The 20504-nt window shown below is 73.4% G+C and carries 16 protein-coding genes; 9 read left to right on the forward strand and 7 right to left on the reverse strand.

Going from position 1 to position 20504, the window contains the following annotated elements:
• Positions 1-26: 26 nt before the first annotated feature.
• On the forward strand, positions 27-371 hold the full coding sequence (locus WME73_RS17780; protein WP_437746632.1) for a hypothetical protein: 345 nt from the start codon (positions 27-29) through the stop codon (positions 369-371).
• Between the two features lie 273 nt (positions 372-644).
• The gene (locus tag WME73_RS17785) at positions 645-1349 is read left to right on the forward strand and encodes a Bax inhibitor-1/YccA family protein (protein ID WP_437872513.1); all 705 of its coding nucleotides are present in this window, start codon (positions 645-647) and stop codon (positions 1347-1349) included.
• A gap of 250 nt (positions 1350-1599) precedes the next feature.
• Here the strand turns inward: WME73_RS17785 and WME73_RS17790 are convergent, their stop codons facing one another.
• The gene (locus WME73_RS17790) at positions 1600-2106 is read right to left on the reverse strand and encodes a DUF4112 domain-containing protein (RefSeq protein ID WP_437746633.1); all 507 of its coding nucleotides are present in this window, start codon (positions 2104-2106) and stop codon (positions 1600-1602) included.
• Positions 2107-2325: 219 nt separating this feature from the next.
• Here WME73_RS17790 and WME73_RS17795 point away from each other — a divergent pair, with 219 nt between their 5' ends.
• Positions 2326-3909, forward strand: coding sequence for a hypothetical protein (locus WME73_RS17795; protein WP_437916440.1), 1584 nt, complete (start codon positions 2326-2328; stop codon positions 3907-3909).
• A gap of 111 nt (positions 3910-4020) precedes the next feature.
• On the opposite strand, the gene WME73_RS17800 is transcribed toward WME73_RS17795, so the two are convergent.
• The 5 genes from WME73_RS17800 to WME73_RS17820 form a co-directional block, all read right to left on the reverse strand.
• Complete coding sequence (locus WME73_RS17800) at positions 4021-5949, reverse strand: hypothetical protein (protein ID WP_437916441.1); 1929 nt, start codon at positions 5947-5949, stop codon at positions 4021-4023.
• A gap of 143 nt (positions 5950-6092) precedes the next feature.
• The gene (locus WME73_RS17805; protein WP_437916442.1) at positions 6093-8042 is read right to left on the reverse strand and encodes a molybdopterin-dependent oxidoreductase; all 1950 of its coding nucleotides are present in this window, start codon (positions 8040-8042) and stop codon (positions 6093-6095) included.
• A 111-nt stretch (positions 8043-8153) separates the two neighbouring features.
• A complete protein-coding gene (locus WME73_RS17810) occupies positions 8154-9092 on the reverse strand; it encodes a hypothetical protein (RefSeq protein WP_437746637.1) in 939 nt (312 codons plus the stop codon).
• Positions 9093-9295: 203 nt separating this feature from the next.
• Complete coding sequence (locus WME73_RS17815) at positions 9296-10348, reverse strand: RluA family pseudouridine synthase (RefSeq protein ID WP_437916443.1); 1053 nt, start codon at positions 10346-10348, stop codon at positions 9296-9298.
• Between the two features lie 87 nt (positions 10349-10435).
• Positions 10436-11629, reverse strand: a complete 1194-nt coding sequence (locus WME73_RS17820; protein WP_437746639.1) for a vWA domain-containing protein — start codon at positions 11627-11629, stop codon at positions 10436-10438.
• A 220-nt stretch (positions 11630-11849) separates the two neighbouring features.
• Here WME73_RS17820 and glgA point away from each other — a divergent pair, with 220 nt between their 5' ends.
• The 6 genes from glgA (at position 11850) to hflX (ending at position 20241) form a co-directional block, all read left to right on the forward strand.
• Positions 11850-13304: a glycogen synthase GlgA gene (gene glgA, locus WME73_RS17825; protein WP_437746640.1), complete on the forward strand. Its 1455-nt coding sequence runs from the start codon at positions 11850-11852 to the stop codon at positions 13302-13304.
• Positions 13305-13488: 184 nt separating this feature from the next.
• Complete coding sequence (locus WME73_RS17830; protein ID WP_437916444.1) at positions 13489-14493, forward strand: hypothetical protein; 1005 nt, start codon at positions 13489-13491, stop codon at positions 14491-14493.
• Positions 14486-14947, forward strand: coding sequence for a FixH family protein (locus tag WME73_RS17835; protein ID WP_437916445.1), 462 nt, complete (start codon positions 14486-14488; stop codon positions 14945-14947). Before WME73_RS17830 ends, WME73_RS17835 begins: the two co-directional genes overlap by 8 nt.
• Before the next feature lie 35 nt (positions 14948-14982).
• A complete protein-coding gene (locus tag WME73_RS17840) occupies positions 14983-16395 on the forward strand; it encodes a WD40/YVTN/BNR-like repeat-containing protein (protein ID WP_437916446.1) in 1413 nt (470 codons plus the stop codon).
• Between the two features lie 250 nt (positions 16396-16645).
• A complete protein-coding gene (locus WME73_RS17845; protein ID WP_437916447.1) occupies positions 16646-18568 on the forward strand; it encodes a GAF domain-containing protein in 1923 nt (640 codons plus the stop codon).
• A 242-nt stretch (positions 18569-18810) separates the two neighbouring features.
• Positions 18811-20241: a GTPase HflX gene (hflX, locus tag WME73_RS17850; protein ID WP_437916448.1), complete on the forward strand. Its 1431-nt coding sequence runs from the start codon at positions 18811-18813 to the stop codon at positions 20239-20241.
• A 29-nt stretch (positions 20242-20270) separates the two neighbouring features.
• Here hflX and WME73_RS17855 read toward each other — a convergent pair whose 3' ends face one another.
• Entirely contained in the window at positions 20271-20441 is a 171-nt protein-coding gene (locus tag WME73_RS17855; RefSeq protein ID WP_437718119.1) for a hypothetical protein, read from the reverse strand.
• Positions 20442-20504 lie beyond the last annotated feature (63 nt).

Here is a 20504-nt window from a genome sequence, read left to right on the forward strand (position 1 = left end):
ACCGGGCAGGGGAGCTGGAGGAAGCAATGAAAAGCGAAGGCGATCTCGGGGGCGCCGCGCGGGCGCTGCTCGATCGCGACGAAGTGGAAGGTGTTTTGTCCGGGGCGTTCTATACGTCCGCGGAAGCGCCTCGCGTGCGCGCGAAGGCCCGGACGAGCGGCGCCGCATCCGAGCCGGGTGCTGCGCCGGCGCCGGAGCGACCGCAGCACTACAAGGTCATCTGTATCTCGATGTACACCGAGGATCTCGAGCGGCTGGACGAGATGGTCAGCTCGCTCAAGGCGCGCGGGATGACCAAGGCCAACAGGAGCGCGCTGATCCGGCATGCGCTCTCCCAGGTGGACCTCGACAAGATCCCGAAGGGGATTTAATCCCTTCTTCCAGGAGACTTCGACAGGACGCAGGGCGCGACGTCCGCATTTCCATCATCGTGCGGCGGGCGCCGCCGGCTCCGGGGGGCCCTGAGCGGTGCCGTGGGGGACCCGCGGGCCGGCCGGCTTTCCCGAGCCGGCGAGCGGCGGAGGGCCCCTGCACAGGCGCCGGCGCTCGCGGCGTCGTGGCGCTGCGCCTCGTCCCCCGGCCGCCTCGCCGCGGGCATGCGGCGTGCTTGACGTGCTAGAGTCGAGGTCTACCAGAGAGGGAACATGGACCAGAACTACGTAGGATACGGGACCCGCTCGTCGGTGCTCCGCGCCGGTGCCGAGTCGCGCGAGCGCTTCATCGTGCGAACGTACAACCACCTGTTCGGTGCGATCGTACTCTTCGCTGCGATCGAGGTCGCGCTGTTCAAGACCGGCGTCGCCTCGGTCATCGCCAGGGCGATGATGGGCACGAGCTGGCTGCTGGTTCTCGGGGCGTTCATGCTCGTGAGCTGGCTGGCCAGCCGCGCGGCGCACACGTCGGTATCGAAGCCGGCGCAGTACGCCGCGCTCGGCGGCTTCGTGCTCGCCCAGGCGATCGTCTTCGTGCCGCTGCTCTACATCGCGGACATGGTCGCTCCTGGCGCGATCCAGAGCGCTGGGCTCGCCACGATGGCCGGCTTCGCCGGGCTCACCGCGATCGCGTTCGTGACCCGCAAGGATTTCTCGTTCCTTGGGGCTCTCCTGCGCTGGGGCGCCATCTGCGCGCTCGTCCTCATCGCGGCAGGCGCGCTGTTCGGCTTCCAGCTCGGCACCTTCTTCAGCGTCGCCATGGTCGCGTTCGCTGGGGCCGCCATCCTGTACGACACGTCGAACATCCTGCACCACTTCCCCGAGGACCGGTACGTCGGCGCCGCGCTCGAGCTCTTCGCGTCGGTCGCCATGCTGTTCTGGCACGTGCTCCGCCTCTTCATCAGCTCCCGCGACTGAGCGGGGCGCACCCGCTTCGGATACGGGCCCACCTCGACGTTTTCGGTGCTCGGCGTACAAGAGTACGCCTGCGCGCCGAAAACGCCGATCTGGGCCCGTCTCCTGTGCGGGTGCACCCCGCTCGGGTGGCGTTCGTTGCGGAGAAGGACTCGGGGGGGCGTCCGTCGCAGAGAAGTGAGGAGAGGGGGCGTCCGTCGCAGAGAAGTGAGGAGAGGGGGCGTCGGTCGCAGAGAAGTGAGGAGAGGGGGCGTCAGGAGCCGAAGAGGGTCTGTAGCGCTCTTGTCAGCGAGAAGAGCATGAGAGCTGCCAGGGCGAGGATGCCTGCCAGCGCCAGGAACAGGCCGGCGTAGAAACGAAGATTGGAGGGCGGCGCGCCGCCCTGCGTTCGCGCTGCGAGGTGGGCGCGCAGCAGGTCGAGGTTGCGCGCGTTCGCCTTGTAGGTCGCATCGAAGAGATCGCCGACGAGAGGGACCGTGCCGAGCAGCGTCTCGAGGCCCACGTTGAGCACCATGCGCAGCACCGCGGAGGCGGGGAGACGGTAACGCGTCGCCGCGAGCACGATGTAAATCGAGAGCGCGAAACCGATGAGATCGCCGACCCCAGGGATCAACCCGATCACGGCGTCGTAGCCGACCCGGTAGCCGACTCCAGGGATACGGATGGAGTTGTCCAGAAAATGCCCGAGGGCGTTCAAGCGTCTTAGCCGCTCGTCCTCGAGATCAACGACCTTCAGCGGGGCGAGGGGCGGCACGGGCATGGCGGACCCATCTCTGCGAAGCGGATCAGACATCCCTTGCAGTTTACTTCTCGCCCCCTCCAACGGCGACTCAAGAGAGACCGCGGGGCGGCGTCGCAGGGACACGCGGCGCGGCGGGCGAGGATGGGGCAGGAGCACGTCGCCTCGGGAGGGGGCCGTGGGCGGGCGGGCGCTGCCGCCATTGCGGCGACGGCGCCGTGATCCATGCTGGCGCCTGCCATGCCGAGCCCGCGCGCCCTGGTTCGCAGCTCCGGAGCGCGCCGAGCGCTGCTCGGCCTCGCCAGCGCGCTGCTCGGGACGCTCGGCGGAGACGCGGCGCGCGCGCAGGGAAGGTACGAATCCGCGCTCCTCGGCGGGCGATCGGCGCTCCTGGGGGGCACGGGGGTCGTGCTGGGCGTCGACGGCGCCGCGCCCTTCCTGAACCCGGCCACGATCGTCCGAATCGAGGACCGGAACATCGCGTTCTCGTCGGCGTTCTTCCGCTACGCGCACCGCACACTGCAACGGTGGCACCAGCCAGGTCCGGTCGACCCCGGCCTGTACGGCGATCTCCGGCTCGATCGCACGTCGGTGAGCGATCATGGGCTGGACAGCCTCCCCGACGCGACATGCTATTTCTTCAACTGGAAGAGCGGCGCACGAGGCGCGGATTCGACGCGGGTGCGGGTCGGCCGACAGGTCGTCGCCGCCTGCCTCGGCAAGACGGAGGAGAACGAGTTCGGGTTCGACGCGCTGCGATTCTCGGGGGAGTCCGCCTCGCGGCGCGTGAGCCAGGCGCAGGCGCTCCGCTACGCGTGGGGTCGCTTCAGCGCCGGTCCTTCGTGGAGCTACAGCGCCACCTCGCGCCTCGCCGTGGGCGCCTCGCTCTCGCTCGTGCGCACCCGCTACACGAGCTCGCTCGGCGTCGCCAGCCTCGTGGAGGACACCAGCGCGGGCTCGGCGAGCAGCGCGACCTACCAGGCCGCGCTCTCGGGCGATTCATGGGACCTTCTCGCGCACATCGGCGTCACGTACCGGCTGAACCGGGTGTTCTCGGCCGGGATCAGCCTGCGGACGCCCAGCGTTCATGCCGTCGACTCCCTGGACGCGAGCTACGTCGACACGCGCGCCGACGGGACGGCGGCGGCGCGCTACTGGGCCGGTGAAGGGGAGTTCGTGGCCCCCTCTCCAGCCCGCGTCGCGGTCGGCGCGAGCGCGGAGTGGAGCAGGCTGCGGCTGGAGCTCGACGGCTTCTTCTACATGGGCCAGCGCGAGTTCGCGCGGATCGCCGCCGATCGTGAGGAGATCGCGATCGCCGGGGGCGCGGTGACGAGCCGGGCGCGGGGCCGCCTCGACATCGTCGAGGCGGCGGCGCCCATCGTCAACGTCGGGCTCGGCGCCGAGGTGTTCCTCACGCGCGATCTCAGCGTCGTGGGCGGCGTCGCCTCCGATTTCAACGCGCTGTCGAGCCTGCGAGGCCCCATGTCCGCCGAGTCGAAGCTCTTCTTCGAGCGGATGAGCGGCGCCCACGCGTCGCTCGGGTTGGTCTCCTATACACGGTACGGCGATCTCGTGTTCGGCGCGCGCCTCGATTACGCCGCCGGGCAGATGGCGGCCGTCAACGCGTTCGCGTCGCCGGTGCGGCTGGATCCCATCGACTGCAGCGAGATCGGCGCGACCCTGGTGCTCGCCGGGAGGATCAGCCTGCGCACCGTGGAGGACGTGGCGCGCGAGATCGGCGACGCCGTGGAGGGCTCGGCCGCCGCGCCCCCCGAGCGGACCAGGCCGAGGGAGCCGATGCGGGCGCCTGATCGAGAAGACTGAGCGGCGACGCGCGCGCCGCGGATGATCGATCGGGCGCCGCGCTCGTCCGGCGCGAGGATCTGCGCCCGTAGCTGCGCCTGAGGCCGCTCCCACGCCGCGGCGCCGCGGCGCTCACGCCGCCCCGGCGTCCCGCGGGCGCACCCCGGCGTGCTCCGCGAGGGCCTCGGCCTCCGCGAGCGCCTCGGTCTCCGCGAGGGCCTCGGCCCCGGCGAGCGCCTCGGCGTCGCCTTGCTCCCTCAGGCGCTCGAACGCCGCGAGCGCCGCCGGCGCGATCGCCGAGAGCCAGCGCCGGCTCGCGGCGTCGAGCCGCAGCTCCTCGCGGAGCCGCTCCACCTCGCCAGCGCCCGCGGTGCCCGGGCTCGCCGCCGCGCGGCACACGTCGGCGAGCAGCTCGTCGCGCGCGTTGAGCGGCAGGTCCGCGTCCCGCTCGGTGAGGCGCGCCGCCCCGGCGATGTCGCCCTCCCGTGTCCGCAGGGCCAGCGCCACCCGCAGCCTGGCCCTCTCCAGGAACGGGTACGACGCATACCGCTCGGCGAGCAGCGCCATCTCGGCGCGCGCGTCGGCGCTCCGGCCCATCGCCGCGAACACGAACGCGCGCTCGGCCAGGAGCGCAGGCAGCAGGATGTCCGCCGCCATCGCGCGCGCCGCGTCGGTGTTCAGCCGCGCGAGCCCCGCCTCGCACGCCGCGAGCGCCGCGAGCAGCTCCCCTTGCCGGTCCGACAGCTCGGCGAGCGCGAGGTACGCCTGCGCCGCGGCCGCGGGCGCCTTGGTCCGCGTGAGGGCCTCGAGCTCAGCCTTCCCGCGCTGCGCCTCGCCCTTCGCGATCGCGACCTGGGCGGCCACGAAGCGCTGCGAGAGCTTGCGCGTGCGCACCGCGTTCACCAGCACCGCACCGACGAGCATCACGATGAAGAAGACCGGAAATGCCAGGACGATCGCGAGCGGTCCGAAGATCGGCTCCGCTGGCAGACGCTCGACCTCGGGCGCCACCCGCGGCGCCTGATCGGAGTTCAAGAGCTGCCACACCCCCAGGAACACCATCACCAGGGCCAACCACAGAAGCAAAATGCGGCGTGCCGCCTTCGCCACCGGCTGGCGGTTGCTCCCGGCGCGCCCCTCCGCGGCGGCGCGCGCGGAGGCGTCGGCGCGGTCCACCTCCGCGCGCGACAGCTCCTCCACCCCGCCCGCTGCCAGCGCGGGGGCGCGCATGAACGGCGCCGCCTCGGGCGAGATGCGCGCCGCCCAGTCCGCCGCCGAGAGCTCGCCTCCGGCCTCCGGCTCCCGCTTCGCGCCGGTGCGGTAGACCGAGCTCGCCTTCGCCTTCAGCATGCGCTGGTACGCCCGGACGAGGGCGCGCTCGCGCGGGCGCGTGTGCTCGACGAGGAGGCTGCGTTCGCGGAGCAGGTGCGCCCGCAGCGCCTCCCTGTCGCCCGAGCGCTCCAGGAGCACCGCGGCCGCGAGCTCCGCGCGGGCGAGCACCTCGGGCGACGCGAGGGCGCTCGCGCGCACGATCTCGATGTCCGCCGCGGCGCCGTCGCGATCGCCCGTCGAGGCGCGGAGCAGGGCCCTCAGTGAGCGCGCCGCGGCGATCGTCGCGTGCTCCAGGTGAAAGGCGAGCGGGTCGGTGCGGCGGGTCACCGCAGCGTCGGCGCGGACGAGCGCGCCCGCGAGATCGCCGCGCTGCATGGCAGCGAGCGCGCGCTGGACGTCGATGACGCGCAGGACGTAGCGCGAGCGGCACGTCTCTTCCGCGTAGTCGAGCAGCTCGGCGGCGTCCTCGCGCTGGCCGGAAGCCGCGAGGTTGTACGCCTTGTTGACGACCTGCACGGCGACGCTCATCGAGCGGGTGCGGAGCCCGATCGCTATGATGAGCGCGCCGGCCATCCCGAACGGCAGCCCGGCCGCGACGCTGCCGAGCCCCATCGCGCTCACTCCCGCGCCGAGCACCGCCATCACCCCGCCGAGCGCGATCTGCCGGTTCGCCATGCGGCGCGCCGCGTGCGGTGTGATCCCGAACCTTGCAGGCAGCTCTCTCGCCATCGCGCGAGCGTAAGAGACCGCCGGCCGAGCGGGCCAGCAGATCTCGCGGGTACGGCGTGGCCCTACCGGAGCCCGCGCCTCGTCGCGCCCGCGCCGTGAGCTCCGTCCGCCGCGCGCGCGACCGCGCGACCGCGCGCCGCGCGCTAGGGCAGGGGCGCCGGCGGGTCGATCGGCTCGACGCGCACCCGCTCCTCGTAGAGCGCGCCGCCCTCGCCGATGTCAGTGGTGCGCGCGGTGATCAGCGCGTTGGCGCAGCGGCCGTCCCGGAGGTGGCCTCCCTTCGGGAGGAGCGCGACGTCGCGGCGCTGGGCAGGATCGTGGCGGAGCAGCGCCGTCATGGAGCCGACGCGCGACGTGATCCGGCAGGCGCCGCCGTCGGGCACGCCGCCGGCCGCGTCCGGGTGGACCGTGACGACGGCCGGACCGTGCTGGGGTCGCGCCCACTGCGACGACTGGGACTTCTCGGTGGAGAGCGCCATGAGCAGCAGCGGGAATTCGCTCGCGTCGGGATCCACGCGCTCCTCGGGCGCCTCGGTGATGAGGTTGACCCGGCCGCTCGGGGTCGGGAACTTGCGGTCCTCGAACAGCACCTTCGGCGCCAGCGGGTTGCGCACCGGCCCGCGCTCCAGCGTCTCGAGCGTGACGCCGAGCGGCGCGAGCCTGGGCTCGGTGACCCGCCGCTTCCAGTCGCGGGCGCTGCCGTCGAGCACGCCGCCGAGGCCCACGCGCCGCGCGAGCGCCTGCATGATCTCGAGATCGGCCTTCACCCCGGCCGGGGGCGGGACCACGGGCGTGGCGACGCCGAGGTAATGGTGGCCGTAGGCGCCGACCACGTCGTCCGCCTCGAGGAGCGTCGTCGTGGGCAGCACGAGGTGGGCGATCCGCGCCGTGTCCGTGAGGAAGGAGTCGACCACGACGACGAACTCACGCGTCCGGAGCGCCTCCGCGACGGTGTCGGACTCGGGCAGCATCGCGACCGGGTTGCCCGCGGTCACCCAGACGGCGCGGATCGGCGGGTCGCTCATCCCGAGCACCTCGCGCCCGAGCAGGGGCTCGCAGACGGTGCGGGGCGCCGGGCGCTCGCCCTCGAACGGCGAGAGGTCGAACGCGCGGCGCCGCTTGAAATAGAACGAGACGCCGCCGCCCGGGATGCCGAGGTTCCCGCTCACCGCCCCCAGCGCGTCGAGGGCGCGCACGATCGCACCGCCCGTGGTGCGCCGGCCCATGCCCCAGCCCACGAGGATCGCCGTGGGCCTCTCGGCGAGGCGGCGCGCGAGGTCCAGGGCCGCGCGCTCGGGCACGTCGGCCTCGCGGCACCACGCGGCGACCGAGCTCCGGCGCGCGAGCGCGCGGAAAGCGTCGAGGTGATCACAGTAGTCCGCGGCGCGCGGGTCGGCCCACCCCTCGTCGAAGAGCACGCGCGCGACGGCCATCGCGAGCGCGAAGTCGCCGCCGGGGCGCGGCTGGTAGAACGCCCCGCAGAGCGACGCCGTCCTGTGGTGCACCGGATCGATGAGCACGAGCTCCGCGCCGCGCGCCTTCGCCTCGCGCAGCACCGGGAGCGTGTGAGGGCTCGAGGTGAAGACGTTCTTGCCCCAGAGGAGGATGTGCCGGGCGCTCCGGAGATCGGCGAGGTCATGGCTGTCCTCCTCCCCGAAATCGGCGAGCTGCGCGGCGTCGCCCGCGCCGGAGCAGATGTCGCCGCGCTTGACCGTGACCGGCCCGAACCGCGCGAAGAACGCGTCGGCGATCCCCGTGAGCATCCCGAGCGAGCCGCCGCTCCGGTAATGGAAGATCGCGGCCGGACCGGACTCGCGCCGGATCGTGAGGAGCTGCTCGGCCGCGGTGTCGAGCGCTTCCTCCCAGGAGACGGGCGTGAGCTCGCCGCCCTTGCGGAGCAGCGGCGTCGTCAGCCGCTCGGGCGAGTACTGGGTCTCCAGGAAGCGCGACGTGCGGTAGCAGAGGAAGCCCCGCGTGATCGGGTGGTCCGGGTCGCCGCCGAGGCGCACGACGCGGCCGTCCTCCACGGTGGCCACGATGCTGCAGGCGTCGGGGCAGTCGCGGTTACAGGTCGTCTTGCGGAGCTCCTGCATGTCGGCAGCGTAGATCGGGCCTGCGGGGCGGTACACCCGCCCCGCCCCCCGGATGTCCGTCCGGACCTGGCCGGGCTTCCGCGCCGCGCCGGGGCGGCCCCGCGCGCTGGATCAATCGGCCGCGAGCCGCTCGGGCGCGTACTCCCGCGAGTCGTCGCCCGAGACCTCCTGAGCGATCGCCCGCAGCTGCTCGTAGCGCTCGCGCAGGAGCGACCACAGCCGATCGCGGATGTCCCTCGAGTCGAGCCGCTCCGGCGGGCGCGTGTTGCTGAGCAGCCACTTCGCGGTGCTGTTCAGCTGCGTCAGCTCCTCCCTCGTGATCGGGATCCGGCTCTGCACGTGGCTCCACCGGTCCAGGATGAGGTTGGTGATGGTGGCCGTCGCGCTCGCTGGATCGCCGGCGACGAGCGCGCGCCGGACGATGCCGAAGGTCTCGGGGACGATGCTGCGCGGGAAGTACACCTCGGCGGTGGCGATCGTCGGGCGCAGCACGCCGTAGAGCAGATCGAGCTTCTCGACGACCTCGGGCGGCGGCGCGCTCTCGGGCTGCATGCGCGTCACCGCGTAGTCGAGCGCCATCGCGAGCTCCGGCAAGCTGCGGATCGTGTCGAAGCGGGACTTCGGCAGCCGGCGCCGGTGGCGCGCCGGATCGCGCGTGACGGACTGCACGGCGCGCCGGACGATCGCGAGCACCCCGCTCGCGTCGCCGCGAAAGGCCTGCACGTTGGCCGCGGGCAGGTCGCTCGCCGGCATCGCGTACCGCTCGTAGCGCTCCCGATCCAGGCTCTCGTCGCCCCGGGCCCGCGGGTCGGCCTGCAGCGGCGCGGCGCCGGCCGACGAGGCCGCTGCGATCTGCTCCGGGCCCGCCTGCTGCGGCTCTCCGGCGCCGGCAGGCTCTCCTGGAGAGGGCGCCGCCGCGTCCTGCATCGTCCCTCCCGGACCAGGCACCGGCCCCGATGTCGTGCTCTGGGCGGTGCTCTCGGCCTCGAGCGGTGTGGACCGGAGCGCTGGATCCCGCAGCGCCTCGAGGTCGTCTCGCGCACGCGTCATCTCGGCCATCGTACGTAAGTCGGCACTTCGGCACAAGATCCGCAGGCGCTCGAGCGCGCTCGCGCGGGGCTCCGGTCTGCAGCGTCCATGGCGCGCCGCAGGCGCCGCCTCGCCCACCGGTGTCATCGCGTCCCGCAAGCGTCACCCCGCACACACACGAGCGGAGGGGTGACCCGCGATGGATCCTCCGCCTTCCGCGTGGATCACGCGTCGAGCGCGTCCCAGAAGGTGCGCAGATCGTCCGAGAGCGGCGCCTCGATGCGCACGCGTTCGCCTGTCATCGGGTGCGTGAGCTCCAGGCGCGCGGCGTGGAGGGCGTGACGATCGAGCTCGAGCGCGCGGCGGTCGTCGTCGGTGAGCACGCCGTCGGCGCCGCGCGCGAACATGGCCTCGTCCGGGCCGTAGAGCTTGTCGCCGACGAGCGGCAGGCCGCTCGCCGCGAGGTGGACCCGGATCTGGTGCTGCCGGCCGGTCTCGAGCGTGCAGCGGACGAGCGCGTAGCGCCGGCCAGTGAGGGGATCGGCGCGGCGGCCCAGCACCTCGCACGCGGTGGCCGACGCGAGGCCGCGGCCCGGCAGCGCGACCCGCATCTTGACCTTGTAGCGGCTCGCGTCGTCGAGCTCGAGCGGCAGCTCGACCCGGAACGTATCGTGCTCGGGCCAGCCCCAGGCGATCGCGGTGTAGCGCTTGACGACGCCGGTGCGCTCCTCGAACTGCGCCTTCACGGTCCGGTCGGCCTCGGGCGTGCGGCAGAGCAGCAGCACGCCGCTCGTCTCCCGGTCGAGCCGGTGGGCCAGGAACAGCCGCTCGTCGGGGCGCGCGGCCTCCATCATCTTGATCACGGTGCTCTTGTGGTACCGCGCCGTGGGGTGCACCGGCAGGCCCGCCGGCTTGTCGATGGCGAGCAGCGCGCCGTCCTCGTGAAGGACCGGGATCGGGGTGTCGGGCGCCTGCTCGTCCCATGGCTCGCGCCAGAGGAGGATGCACTGCTCCGGCCGGACGCGATCGCTGCCGCGCAGGCGCCGCGCCTCGGGCGAGTAGGCGCCGCGGGCGACGATCTCGGCGGCGCGCGTGCGGCTCGTCCGCTTGAGCTGGGTCTGTACGAACCGGTCGAGCCGCATGCCGGCCGACTCCGGCGGCACGCGCAGCACGGTGACGACCGAACCCTCCGGCACCTCCGCGGGGCGCACCACCGGCGTGCCGCGGCCGAAGGGGCCGCTCGTGCCGGCGAGCTCTCGCGCGCTGATCCTGGTCATGGGTCGAGCTGGCCTTCGCCTTTAGCAAAAGCGCCGGCCTGTGGCGCGGAAAAGGGGCGGCGCGCGCTGGCGCGCGCCGGCGCATGTTCACTGAGGGACGAGGATCTCGCAGGGGAAGTCGAACGAGATCTCCTGCGCGTCCTTGAGCCGCTCGCAGGCGTCGCCGACGAGGGTGAGCCGGGTGGCGCTCTCCATGGTCCAGCCGTTCTGCGCGTCGTAGGGCACGGGCGTGCCGTCGAGGAGCACCTGGCCGAGCGACGCGTTGCGGAGGTCGACCTCGATCGAGCCCTGGAGGTCGAACGTGCAGCTCTTGACGCCGGCGATGGCCGCGTTGAGCTCGTCCTCCAGGGCGGACGCGTCGGTGGGGTCCGGCGTGTAGTACGTGGCGGTGCCGCCGGCGTTGGCGTAGGTGCCTGCGCCGGCGAAGCAATCCTCGTTCGTGCCGCTCTGGGGCCGCTGGACGGGCTGGCCCGCGCCGGCGTTCGCCACGTCCTGCAGGTGCTGCGCGAGCGCGCCCGATCCGAGGCCGAAGACGAACGTGCCGATGCCCTGCTCGTAGGCGTCCTGCACCGCGCCGACGACGTCGTCGCGCGCGCACACGGCCGCCACGTCGTCGCAGCGATCGGGCTCGCCGTCGGTGACGAACAGGATGTACTTGGGGCCAGGCTCCGGGAACGCGAGGAGCTCCGGGACGACCGTCTCGTTGAACGTCATGGCGGTGGGCGTCTCGAGCTTGCCGGGCGGCACCGTGGAGGCCTCGTTGTAGGCGGCGGAAATGGCGGCGTGGTGGTTGAGGGCGATGCCGTCGGCCCTGGCGAGCAGCGGGCACTGCATGTTCTCGATCCCGGTGAACGTCACGAAGCCGAAGCGCACCCTGTCCTGCAGCCCGTCGACGACGCTGAGCACCGCAGTCTTGAGCGGATCCCAGAAGCCGCTGCCGTACATGCTGCCCGAGCGATCGACGACGATCATCACGGTCGGCGTCTGCGGCTCGAACGTGATGTCGAGCTGTTGGCATGCGCCGCCGCCGCCGCCGTCCGTGCCGCTCGAGTTGTGCGAGCCGGCGAAGTCGAGCCCCGCGCCGCCTTCGCCGAAGCCGGAGCCCGAACCGGAGCCGGCGCCGCTGCCGCCCGCGCCACCGCTCCCACCGCTGCCGCCGATGCCGCCGGAGCCCTGGGACGAACCGTCGCCGTCGTTCTTGCCGCCACAGCTCACGGCGACGCCGGTGACGAGGAGGGCGAGGAGCAAGGAAAGCCTGGGAAATTTAAGGATGCTGCTCATGGAGAAATAATACACAGGCCCGGATGGGGCGTCTTCGCCATGCAGGGCCCTGGATGTAGGGCCCTGGAAGTGGATGTGGCGCGGATGGAAAGTTGCTCCAAAACGGCGCGCGTGGCGCTGCCCCTGCGGCGACACCCGAGCGCTGGCCAGCGTTCAGCGCCGCTGTGGGTTCGGAAGCCGCGCTGTACGCGCCCCGGTTCGTGCTACACACGGCGCCCGCATGGACATCCTCTTCGCTGCGTCCGAGATCGCGCCCATCGTCAAGGTCGGCGGCCTGGCCGACGTCGTGTCGTCGCTCTCGAAGGCGCTCCGGCTGCTCGGGCACAAGGTGACGATCGCGCTGCCGCGCTACCAGGCGCTCGACTCGAGCGGGCTGATGATGGCGCGCCGCCTCACCCCGATGCCGCTCGAAATCGATGCGAAGGTGTCGCCGGGCGGGCCGATCCAGGTGACGCTCTTCGACGGGCGGCTCAGCACGGGCGTGGAGCTCGTCGTCCTCGACGTACCAGGCTTCCACGATCGGCCTGGCATCTACGGCGAGGAGGGGCGCGACTACGAGGACAACGCGCGCCGGTTCTCCCTGTTCTCCCGCGCCGTCGTGGAGCTCGTCCGCCAGCGCGCCCGGTCGGGCTCGCCGTTCGATATCGTCCACGCCCACGACTGGCCCACCGCCATGGTGCCGTACCTGCTCCGCCACCAGCACTCCGCGCCTGGCCGGACCGTGCTGACCCTCCACAACGCCGCGCACCAGGGCCTCTTCCCGAAGGACGCGCTCCCGTACCTCGGCCTCGACGACGACCACTTCCGGCCCGAGCGGCTCGAGTTCTACGGCCAGCTCAATTTCCTCAAGGGCGGCATCCTGGCCGCGGACGCGCTCACCACCGTCTCGACCACCTACGCGAACGAGATCCTCACGCCGAAGCAAGGCGAGCGCCTCGACGGCGTGCTCCGCACCCGGGCGAACCAGCTGTCCGGCATCGTCAACGGCATCGACTACGCCGTCTGGAACCCGATGACCGATCCGGCCATCATCGCCCGCTACGACGCGGAGGACGTGAGCAACAAGGGCCGCTGCAAGAGCGCGCTCCTCCAGGAGCTCGGGCTCGAGATCCGGCCGGATCGCCCGCTCCTCGTGTCCATCGGCAGGGTGGTCGCACAGAAGGGAAGCGACCTGCTCGCGAACGCCATGCCGAAGATCCTGAAGGGCGACGTCAGCGTCGTCGTGGCCGGCGAGGGCGACGCCGAGCTCATGGAGAAGCTCTCCGCCGCCGCGGCCAAGGCGCCCGAGCGGGCGAAATTCCTCGGCGGGGTGAGCGAGGCCGTCGTGCACCGGCTCATGGCCGCGGCCGACCTCGTGGTCGTGCCGTCGCGCTTCGAGCCGTGCGGACTCGTGCAGCTGTACGCGCAACGCTACGGCGCTGCCCCGGTGGCGTGCAGGACCGGAGGCCTCGTCGACACGATCGTCGACATCGACGCCGCCCTGGAGACCGGCACGGGGTTCCTGTTCGACAAGCCGACGGCCACGTCGCTGCTCGGCGGCGTCCAGCGCGCCCTCGCGGCCCTCACGTCGCCGCGCTGGCCCGCGGTCCAGCGCCGCATCATGCGCCTCGACCTCGGCTGGGACCGCCCCGCGCGCCGCTACGTCCAGGTCTACCGCCAGGCCCTCGCCAGCTGAGCGCCGCGCCGTCGCCGAGCGCCGCGCCGTCGCCGAGCGCCGCGCGCGGTCGCGAGGCGCTGCGCGCGGAACGGAAGCGGCTCGGGGCACCGCGTGAAGGCGCGGCCCGATCGAGATCAGGCGCCCTCCGCGCGACAACGTGTCGCATTGGCGCGGGGCAGGAGCCTCGCCTATAGGAGCGGCCGTGCTGGCCAGAGCCGTCGCCTGTGTGGTGCTCCTGCTGTCGCTCGCGGTGCACCCGAGGGCCGCGCGCGCGTCGGCCTGCTGCGGTGCGGGCCACGGCATGGCCCAGTGGCTCGCTCCCTCGGAGCGCGCCGCGGCGAGCTTCTCCGTCCGGCTCACCGAGCAGCTCGGGACGTGGGCGGTGGACGGAGTCTTCGACGTGTCCGGCGAGGGCGTCTACCACCGCGAGCTGAGGGCCGAGGCCGGGTGGCTGGTGCGGGCCGGGGATCACCTCCAGCTCGCCGTCTCCGTCCCGATGATGGTCACCTGGAGCGGGGTGGGGCTCGGCGTGACGGCGTCTGGCGGCGGGCCGGGTGACCTGGGCGCGGCAGCCAGGATCGACCTCATCGATGGCGCGGCGTCGCCGTGGATCCCGTCCGCCGCGTTCACGCTCGGCGTGACGCTCCCGACCGGGCGCGGCCCGAGCACCGGGACGGCGCCGCTCGACGCCGGCGTGAGCGGCGCGACCGGCGCGACCGGCGCGCGCGCGATGGGCGTCGACATGACGGGCGCCGACACGACCGGCCTCGGGGTGGCCGAGATCCGGCCGGGGATCATCTTCGAGAAGTCGTGGGGCTCGTTCCACGCGCTGCTCTCCGCCTCGACCAGCGTCCGCACCAGCTACCGTCTCCCCGACGGCGACGCGGCGCGGTCCGCGCCCCGCGTGCAGATCCTCGCCGCGGCGGGGCCCGCGTGGCCCTCCGGCGCCTCGCTCTCCGTGGGCGCGCTCCACGAGCGCGAGGGCGAGCCGCGCGAGGATGAGCCTGGCCCGGGCCCCCGCAATCCCATGGGAAAGGCGCGCGTGCGGACGGCGCTGCTCGCCGTGCTGGCCCACGACATCGGCGCGCGCTGGACCGCCGTCGGCAACCTCCAGGTGGACGTGCCGATCTCCGGGATCGGCCGCAACGAGGGCGCGTTCGCCGCCCTGTCCGCAGGCCTCCGCTACGTGTGGGGAAGACGTGATTGAACCTCGTGAACAGCCTTCGCCGAAGTCACCTCCCAGGCGCCGCTGGGCGCGCGCCCGCGCCGCCCTCATCGCGGCGCTCGCCGTCCTCTCGCCGGCGGGCTGCGGATCCCGGGACGTGGAGCCGGACGCCGGCCACCGGCTGGACGTCGGCGTGAACGGGCGCATCGAGTTCGCGGTGGAGTCGACCGAGCCGATCAAGCGAGGCTTCAACACCTTCCACGTGCGGCTCACCTGGACCGACTCGCGGAGCCCGGCGCAGCGGATCAAGCTCCGCGTCTACGCCAGCATGACGGGCATGGGGCACGGGTCCGCGCACGATGGCACGGAGATCGAGCCCGGCCTGTACGAGGTCGCCGACGTGCCCTTCGGGATGGGGGGCCTCTGGGACGTGCAATGCCGGGCCCTGACGTCGTCCCTCATCGACGAGGCGGCATTCGAGTTCGACGTCCACTAGGCTCACCCCTCGTGCGAGCCCCTACAGAACGCTCCGTGCGAGCCCTCCCAGCGCCGACGCGTCACTCCCGCAGCGGACCAGGCGCGCGGCGGCGTGGCCCCCTCTCGTCCTGCGCGGCGCCGCTGCTCTCGGTCGCGGCGCTGCTCTCGGTCGCGGCGCTCTCCGCGCCGGCCTCGGCCAACGGCCGCTTCCCGGCCGCAGGCTTGATCGCGTCGCACCCGAGCGACCCGTCGCGCCTCATGGTCCGCGCGACCTACGGCCTGCTCGCCACGCACGACGGCGGCGAGCGCTGGCGCTGGATCTGCGAGCCGGTCGTCGGCTTCGGCGGGAACGAGGATCCGATGCTCGCCTTCCTCGCCGACGGGACGATCATCGCCGGGGTCTTCGACGGCCTCAGCGCGTCGAAGAACGGCGGCTGCGACTGGTCGTTCGCCCAGGGCGATCTGATGAACCGCTATGTCATCGACCTCTCGGCCGATCGCGAGGACCCCTCCCGTGCCGTGCTCGTCGTCAGCGCGGGGCTCGGGGCGGGTCAGTTCCTGACCCAGCTCTGGGAGACGAGCGACAACGCGGACAGCTGGACGAAGGCCGGCGTCGATCTGCCCGAGGACTTCCTCGCCCACACGGTCGACGCTGCCCCCTCGGACCGCGCGCGCGTCTACGTGAGCGGCCGCTACGGCGCGCCCGACTACGCCGGGGCCCTCCAGCGCACCGACGATCGCGGCGCGACCTGGGAGCGGCTCGACATCCCGGGGAGCGACGACATGCGCCTGCCGTTCCTGGGCGCGATCGATCCCGTCGACCCCGACATCGTCTACGTGCGGCTCGACGGCGATCCGACCGACGCGCTGCTCGTCTCGAAGGACGGAGGGCGCAGCTTTGCCACCGCCTTCGAGAGCGCCGGCGATCTCCTCGGTTTCGCGCTCTCGCCGGACGGCGCGACCGTGATCGTGGGCGGGCCCCAGGACGGAATCTGGCGCGCGCCGGCCGCGTCGCTCGAGTTCGAGAAGATCTCGGACGTCGGCGCGCGGTGCTTGACCTGGACCGCAGCGGCGCTCTTCGCCTGCGGCGACGAGTTCGCCGACGGCTTCACGGTGGGCCGATCGGTCGACGACGGCGAGAGCTTCTCCGCGCTGCTGCACCTCGACGGGCTCTGCGGGCCGATCGAGTGCGCGCCGGAGAGCGGCGCGACCTCGACCTGCGCTCCGCTGTGGGGTGCGACGGCGCTCACCATCGGCTCGCAGCAGTGCGACGGCGCCGCAGCGACCGGCAGCGGCGGCGGGGGATCCGAGCCGCCGCCAGCGGAGGCGCCGGACGGGTGCGGGTGCAAGATCGGCGCGGCAGGCGCGGGGCGGGGCGAGGGCGCCGCGCCGCCCGCCAGCGGCGCGATCTGGTTCGCGCTCGCGGCGGGCCTCGCGAACGCGCGGCGGCGCAGGCGCGCACGCTAGCGCGGCGACGCAGGCGAGTGCGACGGCGCAGGCGAGCGCGACGGCGTAGGCGTGCAGGCGAGCGCAACATAACCGCTTATGGAAGGGCGCTCGCATGGCGCAGGCAGAAGGGTACGGACGGAGAGGGCGGAGCGACCCGGCGGCGTCCGCTGGGGCGCCGGACGGGCAAGCCGCCGCCGGTTCGTTTCTGGATCTACGTCCTCGTGGGCTGGCGTAGACTGAGGGTGCCGCGGCTCCGGCCAGCGCGTGAATGGCCCCTAGAGACCTTCCCAGATCGCCGCTCGCCGTCTTCCTGCGCGCCCACAGCGCGGAGATCCTGGAGGCGTGGGAGCGCGCCGAGCGTCGCCGAGCGCCGGGCGAGCAGTCCCCCGGCTACATCGCGCTGCGCGAGGAGCTGCCCTCCATCTTCGCGCGCCTCGCCGAGCGCCTCGAGGCGGCCGTGTCCGCCGCGGCTGCGCCGCCGGGCGACCAGGAGCAGGACGCGTGGAGCGGCGTCGAGTCGGTGTCGGTCGAGTTCTCCGAGCCGCTGCTCGGCTTCCGCGTGCTCGACAAGCTCCGCGACGGGTTCGAGCTGGAGGACGTGGCCGCCCAGTACTCGGTGCTGCGCCGCTGCGTGCTCCGGATGCTCGAGCGGACAGGCACGCAGCCGTCGTGGGTCGAGATGACGATCCTGCACGAGGTGCTCGATCAGGTGATCATCGATCCGGCGACGCGGAGCGCCGCGCTCCGCGAGCGCGCGCTCGGCGCGCTCGATCGCGTCTCGGCCGAGGGCATGGGCAACGTCCACATCGATCGGCTGCTGCGGCGGCTGGTCGAGGTGCTCGTCGAGTCGGCGCGGTCGGTCGACTGGGCGGTGATGCTGCTGCTCGAGGGCGAGGTGCTGCGGATCCGCGCCGGCATCGGCGTCGATGAGGCGCTGTGGGGCCTGCGCGCCTACAGGCTGGCGGAGGGCTTCGTCGGGCGCGTGGTCCGCGAGCGGCGCCCGGTGGCGCTGCGCTCGGCGGCGCCGGATCCGCTGGCCACCGACGCCGGGGGCGGCGCGGCGGGGCCGGAGTCGGGGGCGCAGAGCGAGCGCCCGAGCGACGCGCTCCACGCGCTCTACGGCGTGCCGATGCTCTCGGAGGGCCGCCTCGTCGGCGTCACGGTCGTGAGCTCCCGCCGCGTGGCGGAGTTCTCCGAGGGGGACCGGCTGCTCTTCAAGAAGGCGGCCGAGCGCGCGGCCGCGCTCGCGACCCAGGCCCAGCTGCGCGAGCAGCTCGCCGCGGAGCGCGGCCGGTTCGAGGCGACGATCCAGCGGCTCCCGGTCGGCGTGGTCGTCGCGGAGGGGACGTCGGGCGCCGTCGCGCTCAACAACCGGCGGTTCGCGGAGATCGTCCGCGGCCCCGAGGAGACCCCGAGCAACGCGCCGCTGCGGACGCTGCTCAGCGAGACCGACGACGACCAGCGCGCGCGCTGGCTGCTCCACCGGGCGCTGCACGGCGGCGAGACGGTCTCCCGCGACGAGATGGAGTTCGTCCGCGCGGACGGAGAGCGCCGCCTCGGGAGCTTCAGCGTGGCCCCCGTGCGTGACGCCGACGGGCGCATCACCGCGGCCGTGATGACGGTCGAGGACGTGACCGAGCTCAGGAAGGCCGAGCGCGCGCGGCAGATCCTGATCGACGCGAGCGCGCTGATGGCGGAGTCGATCGACCACGACGGGACGATCGAGCAGGTGGTGCGCCTCGGCGGCGAGCGCTTCGCGGACCTCTGCGCGCTCGATCTCGACGACGGCGGAGGCGCCCCGCGGCTCGTCGCGTCCGCGCGCCTGCCCGAGGCGCGGGCGCTCCTGCCGAGGCTTCTCAAGCACCCGCCGCTGCTGCTCGGCGACGCCGCCTCGCTGGCCGAGGCGACGGCCCGCAGGGCGGCCACGCTGATCCCGCTGGTCACCGATCCGTGGCTGCAGCGGATCGCCCGCGGGCCGGAGCACCTCTCGGCGCTGCGAGAGCTCGGCGCCCGCTCGGCGATCCTCGTGCCGCTCGCGGCGCGCGGCCGCAAGCTCGGCCTGCTGAGCCTCTGGACCGTGGAGCGCGAGCTCCGGCAAGACGACACGGGCGTGGCCGCGGAGCTCGGGCGCTTCGCGTCGCTGGCCATCGAGAGCGCGCGGCTGCACGGCGAGGCGGCGCGAGCGAGGTGACGCCGCTCGTGCGCCTCGGGATGTGGCGCGCGTGCCTCGGGCGTGCTCGGAAGGCGACGCCCGCCGCCGGCGTCGGGCTGTCCCTGCCCGCCCTCGTGGTCCGCGTCGGGGCGAGCTCGGCGGTTCACCGGAGCGAGCCCCGCGGGTTCGTCCGAGGCGACGCAGCGAGGCGCGGGCGAGCGCGCGGCGGCTTGCGTCGCGGGGGTGGATGAGGCGAAGCTCCCGCCCTCGCACACGACCGTATGACCACCACCAACCAAGAACGTCCCCTCGCTGTGCTCGTCGGGGTGCAGCTCCCCGGCGTCGACGATGTAGAGCACGCCGCCGATCTGGCCGAGCTCGGCCGCCTCGTGCACACGCTCGGCTTCGATGTGATCGCGACCGTGTCGCAGCGGCGCGGCGCGCTCGCGGCGGCCGCGGTGCTCGGGGAGGGCAAGCTCAGGGAGCTCGCCGAGCTCACGGGCGGCAGCGGCGTCGTGCCCTCGAGCGCGCCGGAGCGGAAGAACAAGGCGCGCGCGCGCCGGGCCGCAGAGAGCGGCGAGGGCGACGAGGACGACGTCGAGCTCGGCGGAGACGACGGCGATGACGGGGGCGACGACGGCGGCACGGAGCCGCGCGCGGGCGGCGCCGGGCAGGCGGCGCGCCTGGCGACGGTCGTGGCGGTCGACCACGACATCTCGCCGAGCCAGGCGCGCAACCTGGAGCGGGCGACGGGCGCGCAGGTGCTCGACCGGGCGGGCGTGATCATCGAGATCTTCCACCGCCATGCGCGGAGCCGGGAGGCGAAGCTCGAGGTCGAGATCGCGCGGCTCAACTACGTCGCGCCGCGGCTCCGGGAGACGGGCGGCGGCGGGGACCGGCAGCGCGGCGGGATCGGCGGCAAGGGCGCCGGCGAGAGCGCGCTCGAGCTCGATCGGCGCAAGATCCGCGATCGCATCGCGGAGCTGAAGGACGAGCTCGCCGCGGTCCAGCGCGAGCAGTCGACGCGCCGCGCGCTCCGGCAAGGGCAGCGCCGCGTCGCGCTGGTCGGCTACACGAACGCGGGGAAGTCGTCGCTGATGCGGGCGCTGACGGGCAGCGAGGTGCTCGTCGCCGACAAGCTCTTCGCGACGCTCGACACGACGGTGCGCGCGCTCCACCCGGAGGTGCGCCCGCGGATCCTCGTCTCGGACACGGTCGGCTTCATCAAGAAGCTGCCGCACGATCTCGTGGCGAGCTTCCGCTCGACGCTGGACGAGGCGCTCGAGGCGTCGCTCCTGCTGTACGTGGCCGACGCGTCGGATCCGACGTTCCGCGATCAGCTCGCGGTGACGCGCGGCGTGCTCTCCGAGATCGGCGCCAGCGAGGTGCCGAGCCGGCTCCTGCTGAACAAGGTGGACCGGCTCTCCGAGGAGGAGCGGGAGGCGCTGCGCCTCGAGTTCCCCGAGGCGACGCAGCTGTCGGCGAAGATCCCGGACGACGTGGCGGCGCTGCGGGAGGCGATCATCGCGTTCTTCGAGCAGTCGATGGTGGAGGCCGAGCTGCTCTTGCCGTACGCGAAGCAGGGCCTCATCGGGGAGATCTACGAGAACGCGCGCGTGCTCTCGGAGGAGTACGACGACGTCGGCGGCCGGCTCTCGGTGCGGGCGCACGCGGCGGCGCTCGATCGGCTGCGCAGCCTGCTCGCGCGCTGAGGGGCGGTGGCCGGCGCGGGCGAGCGGGGTCAGCGCGGGCGGGCGGCTCGGGCGCGCGCCGCGTCAGCGTGCGCGGCGATGGCGCGCGCCTCGTCGGCCTGCAGGCGCCGCCGTCGCCTGCGGCGGCGCAGGAGGATGCCGATCGCGAACGCCAGGAGGTGGAGCCCAGCAATCACCGCGACGAGGATCCACCGCTGCACGCGCCGAGCGTAGCACCGGAGCACCGGAGCGCGGGCGTCCGGGGCGCGTGGTACGCTCCGCTG

It is taken from the genome of Sorangium sp. So ce302 (assembly GCF_051530145.1).
Lineage (GTDB): Bacteria > Myxococcota_A > Polyangia > Polyangiales > Polyangiaceae > Sorangium > Sorangium cellulosum_B.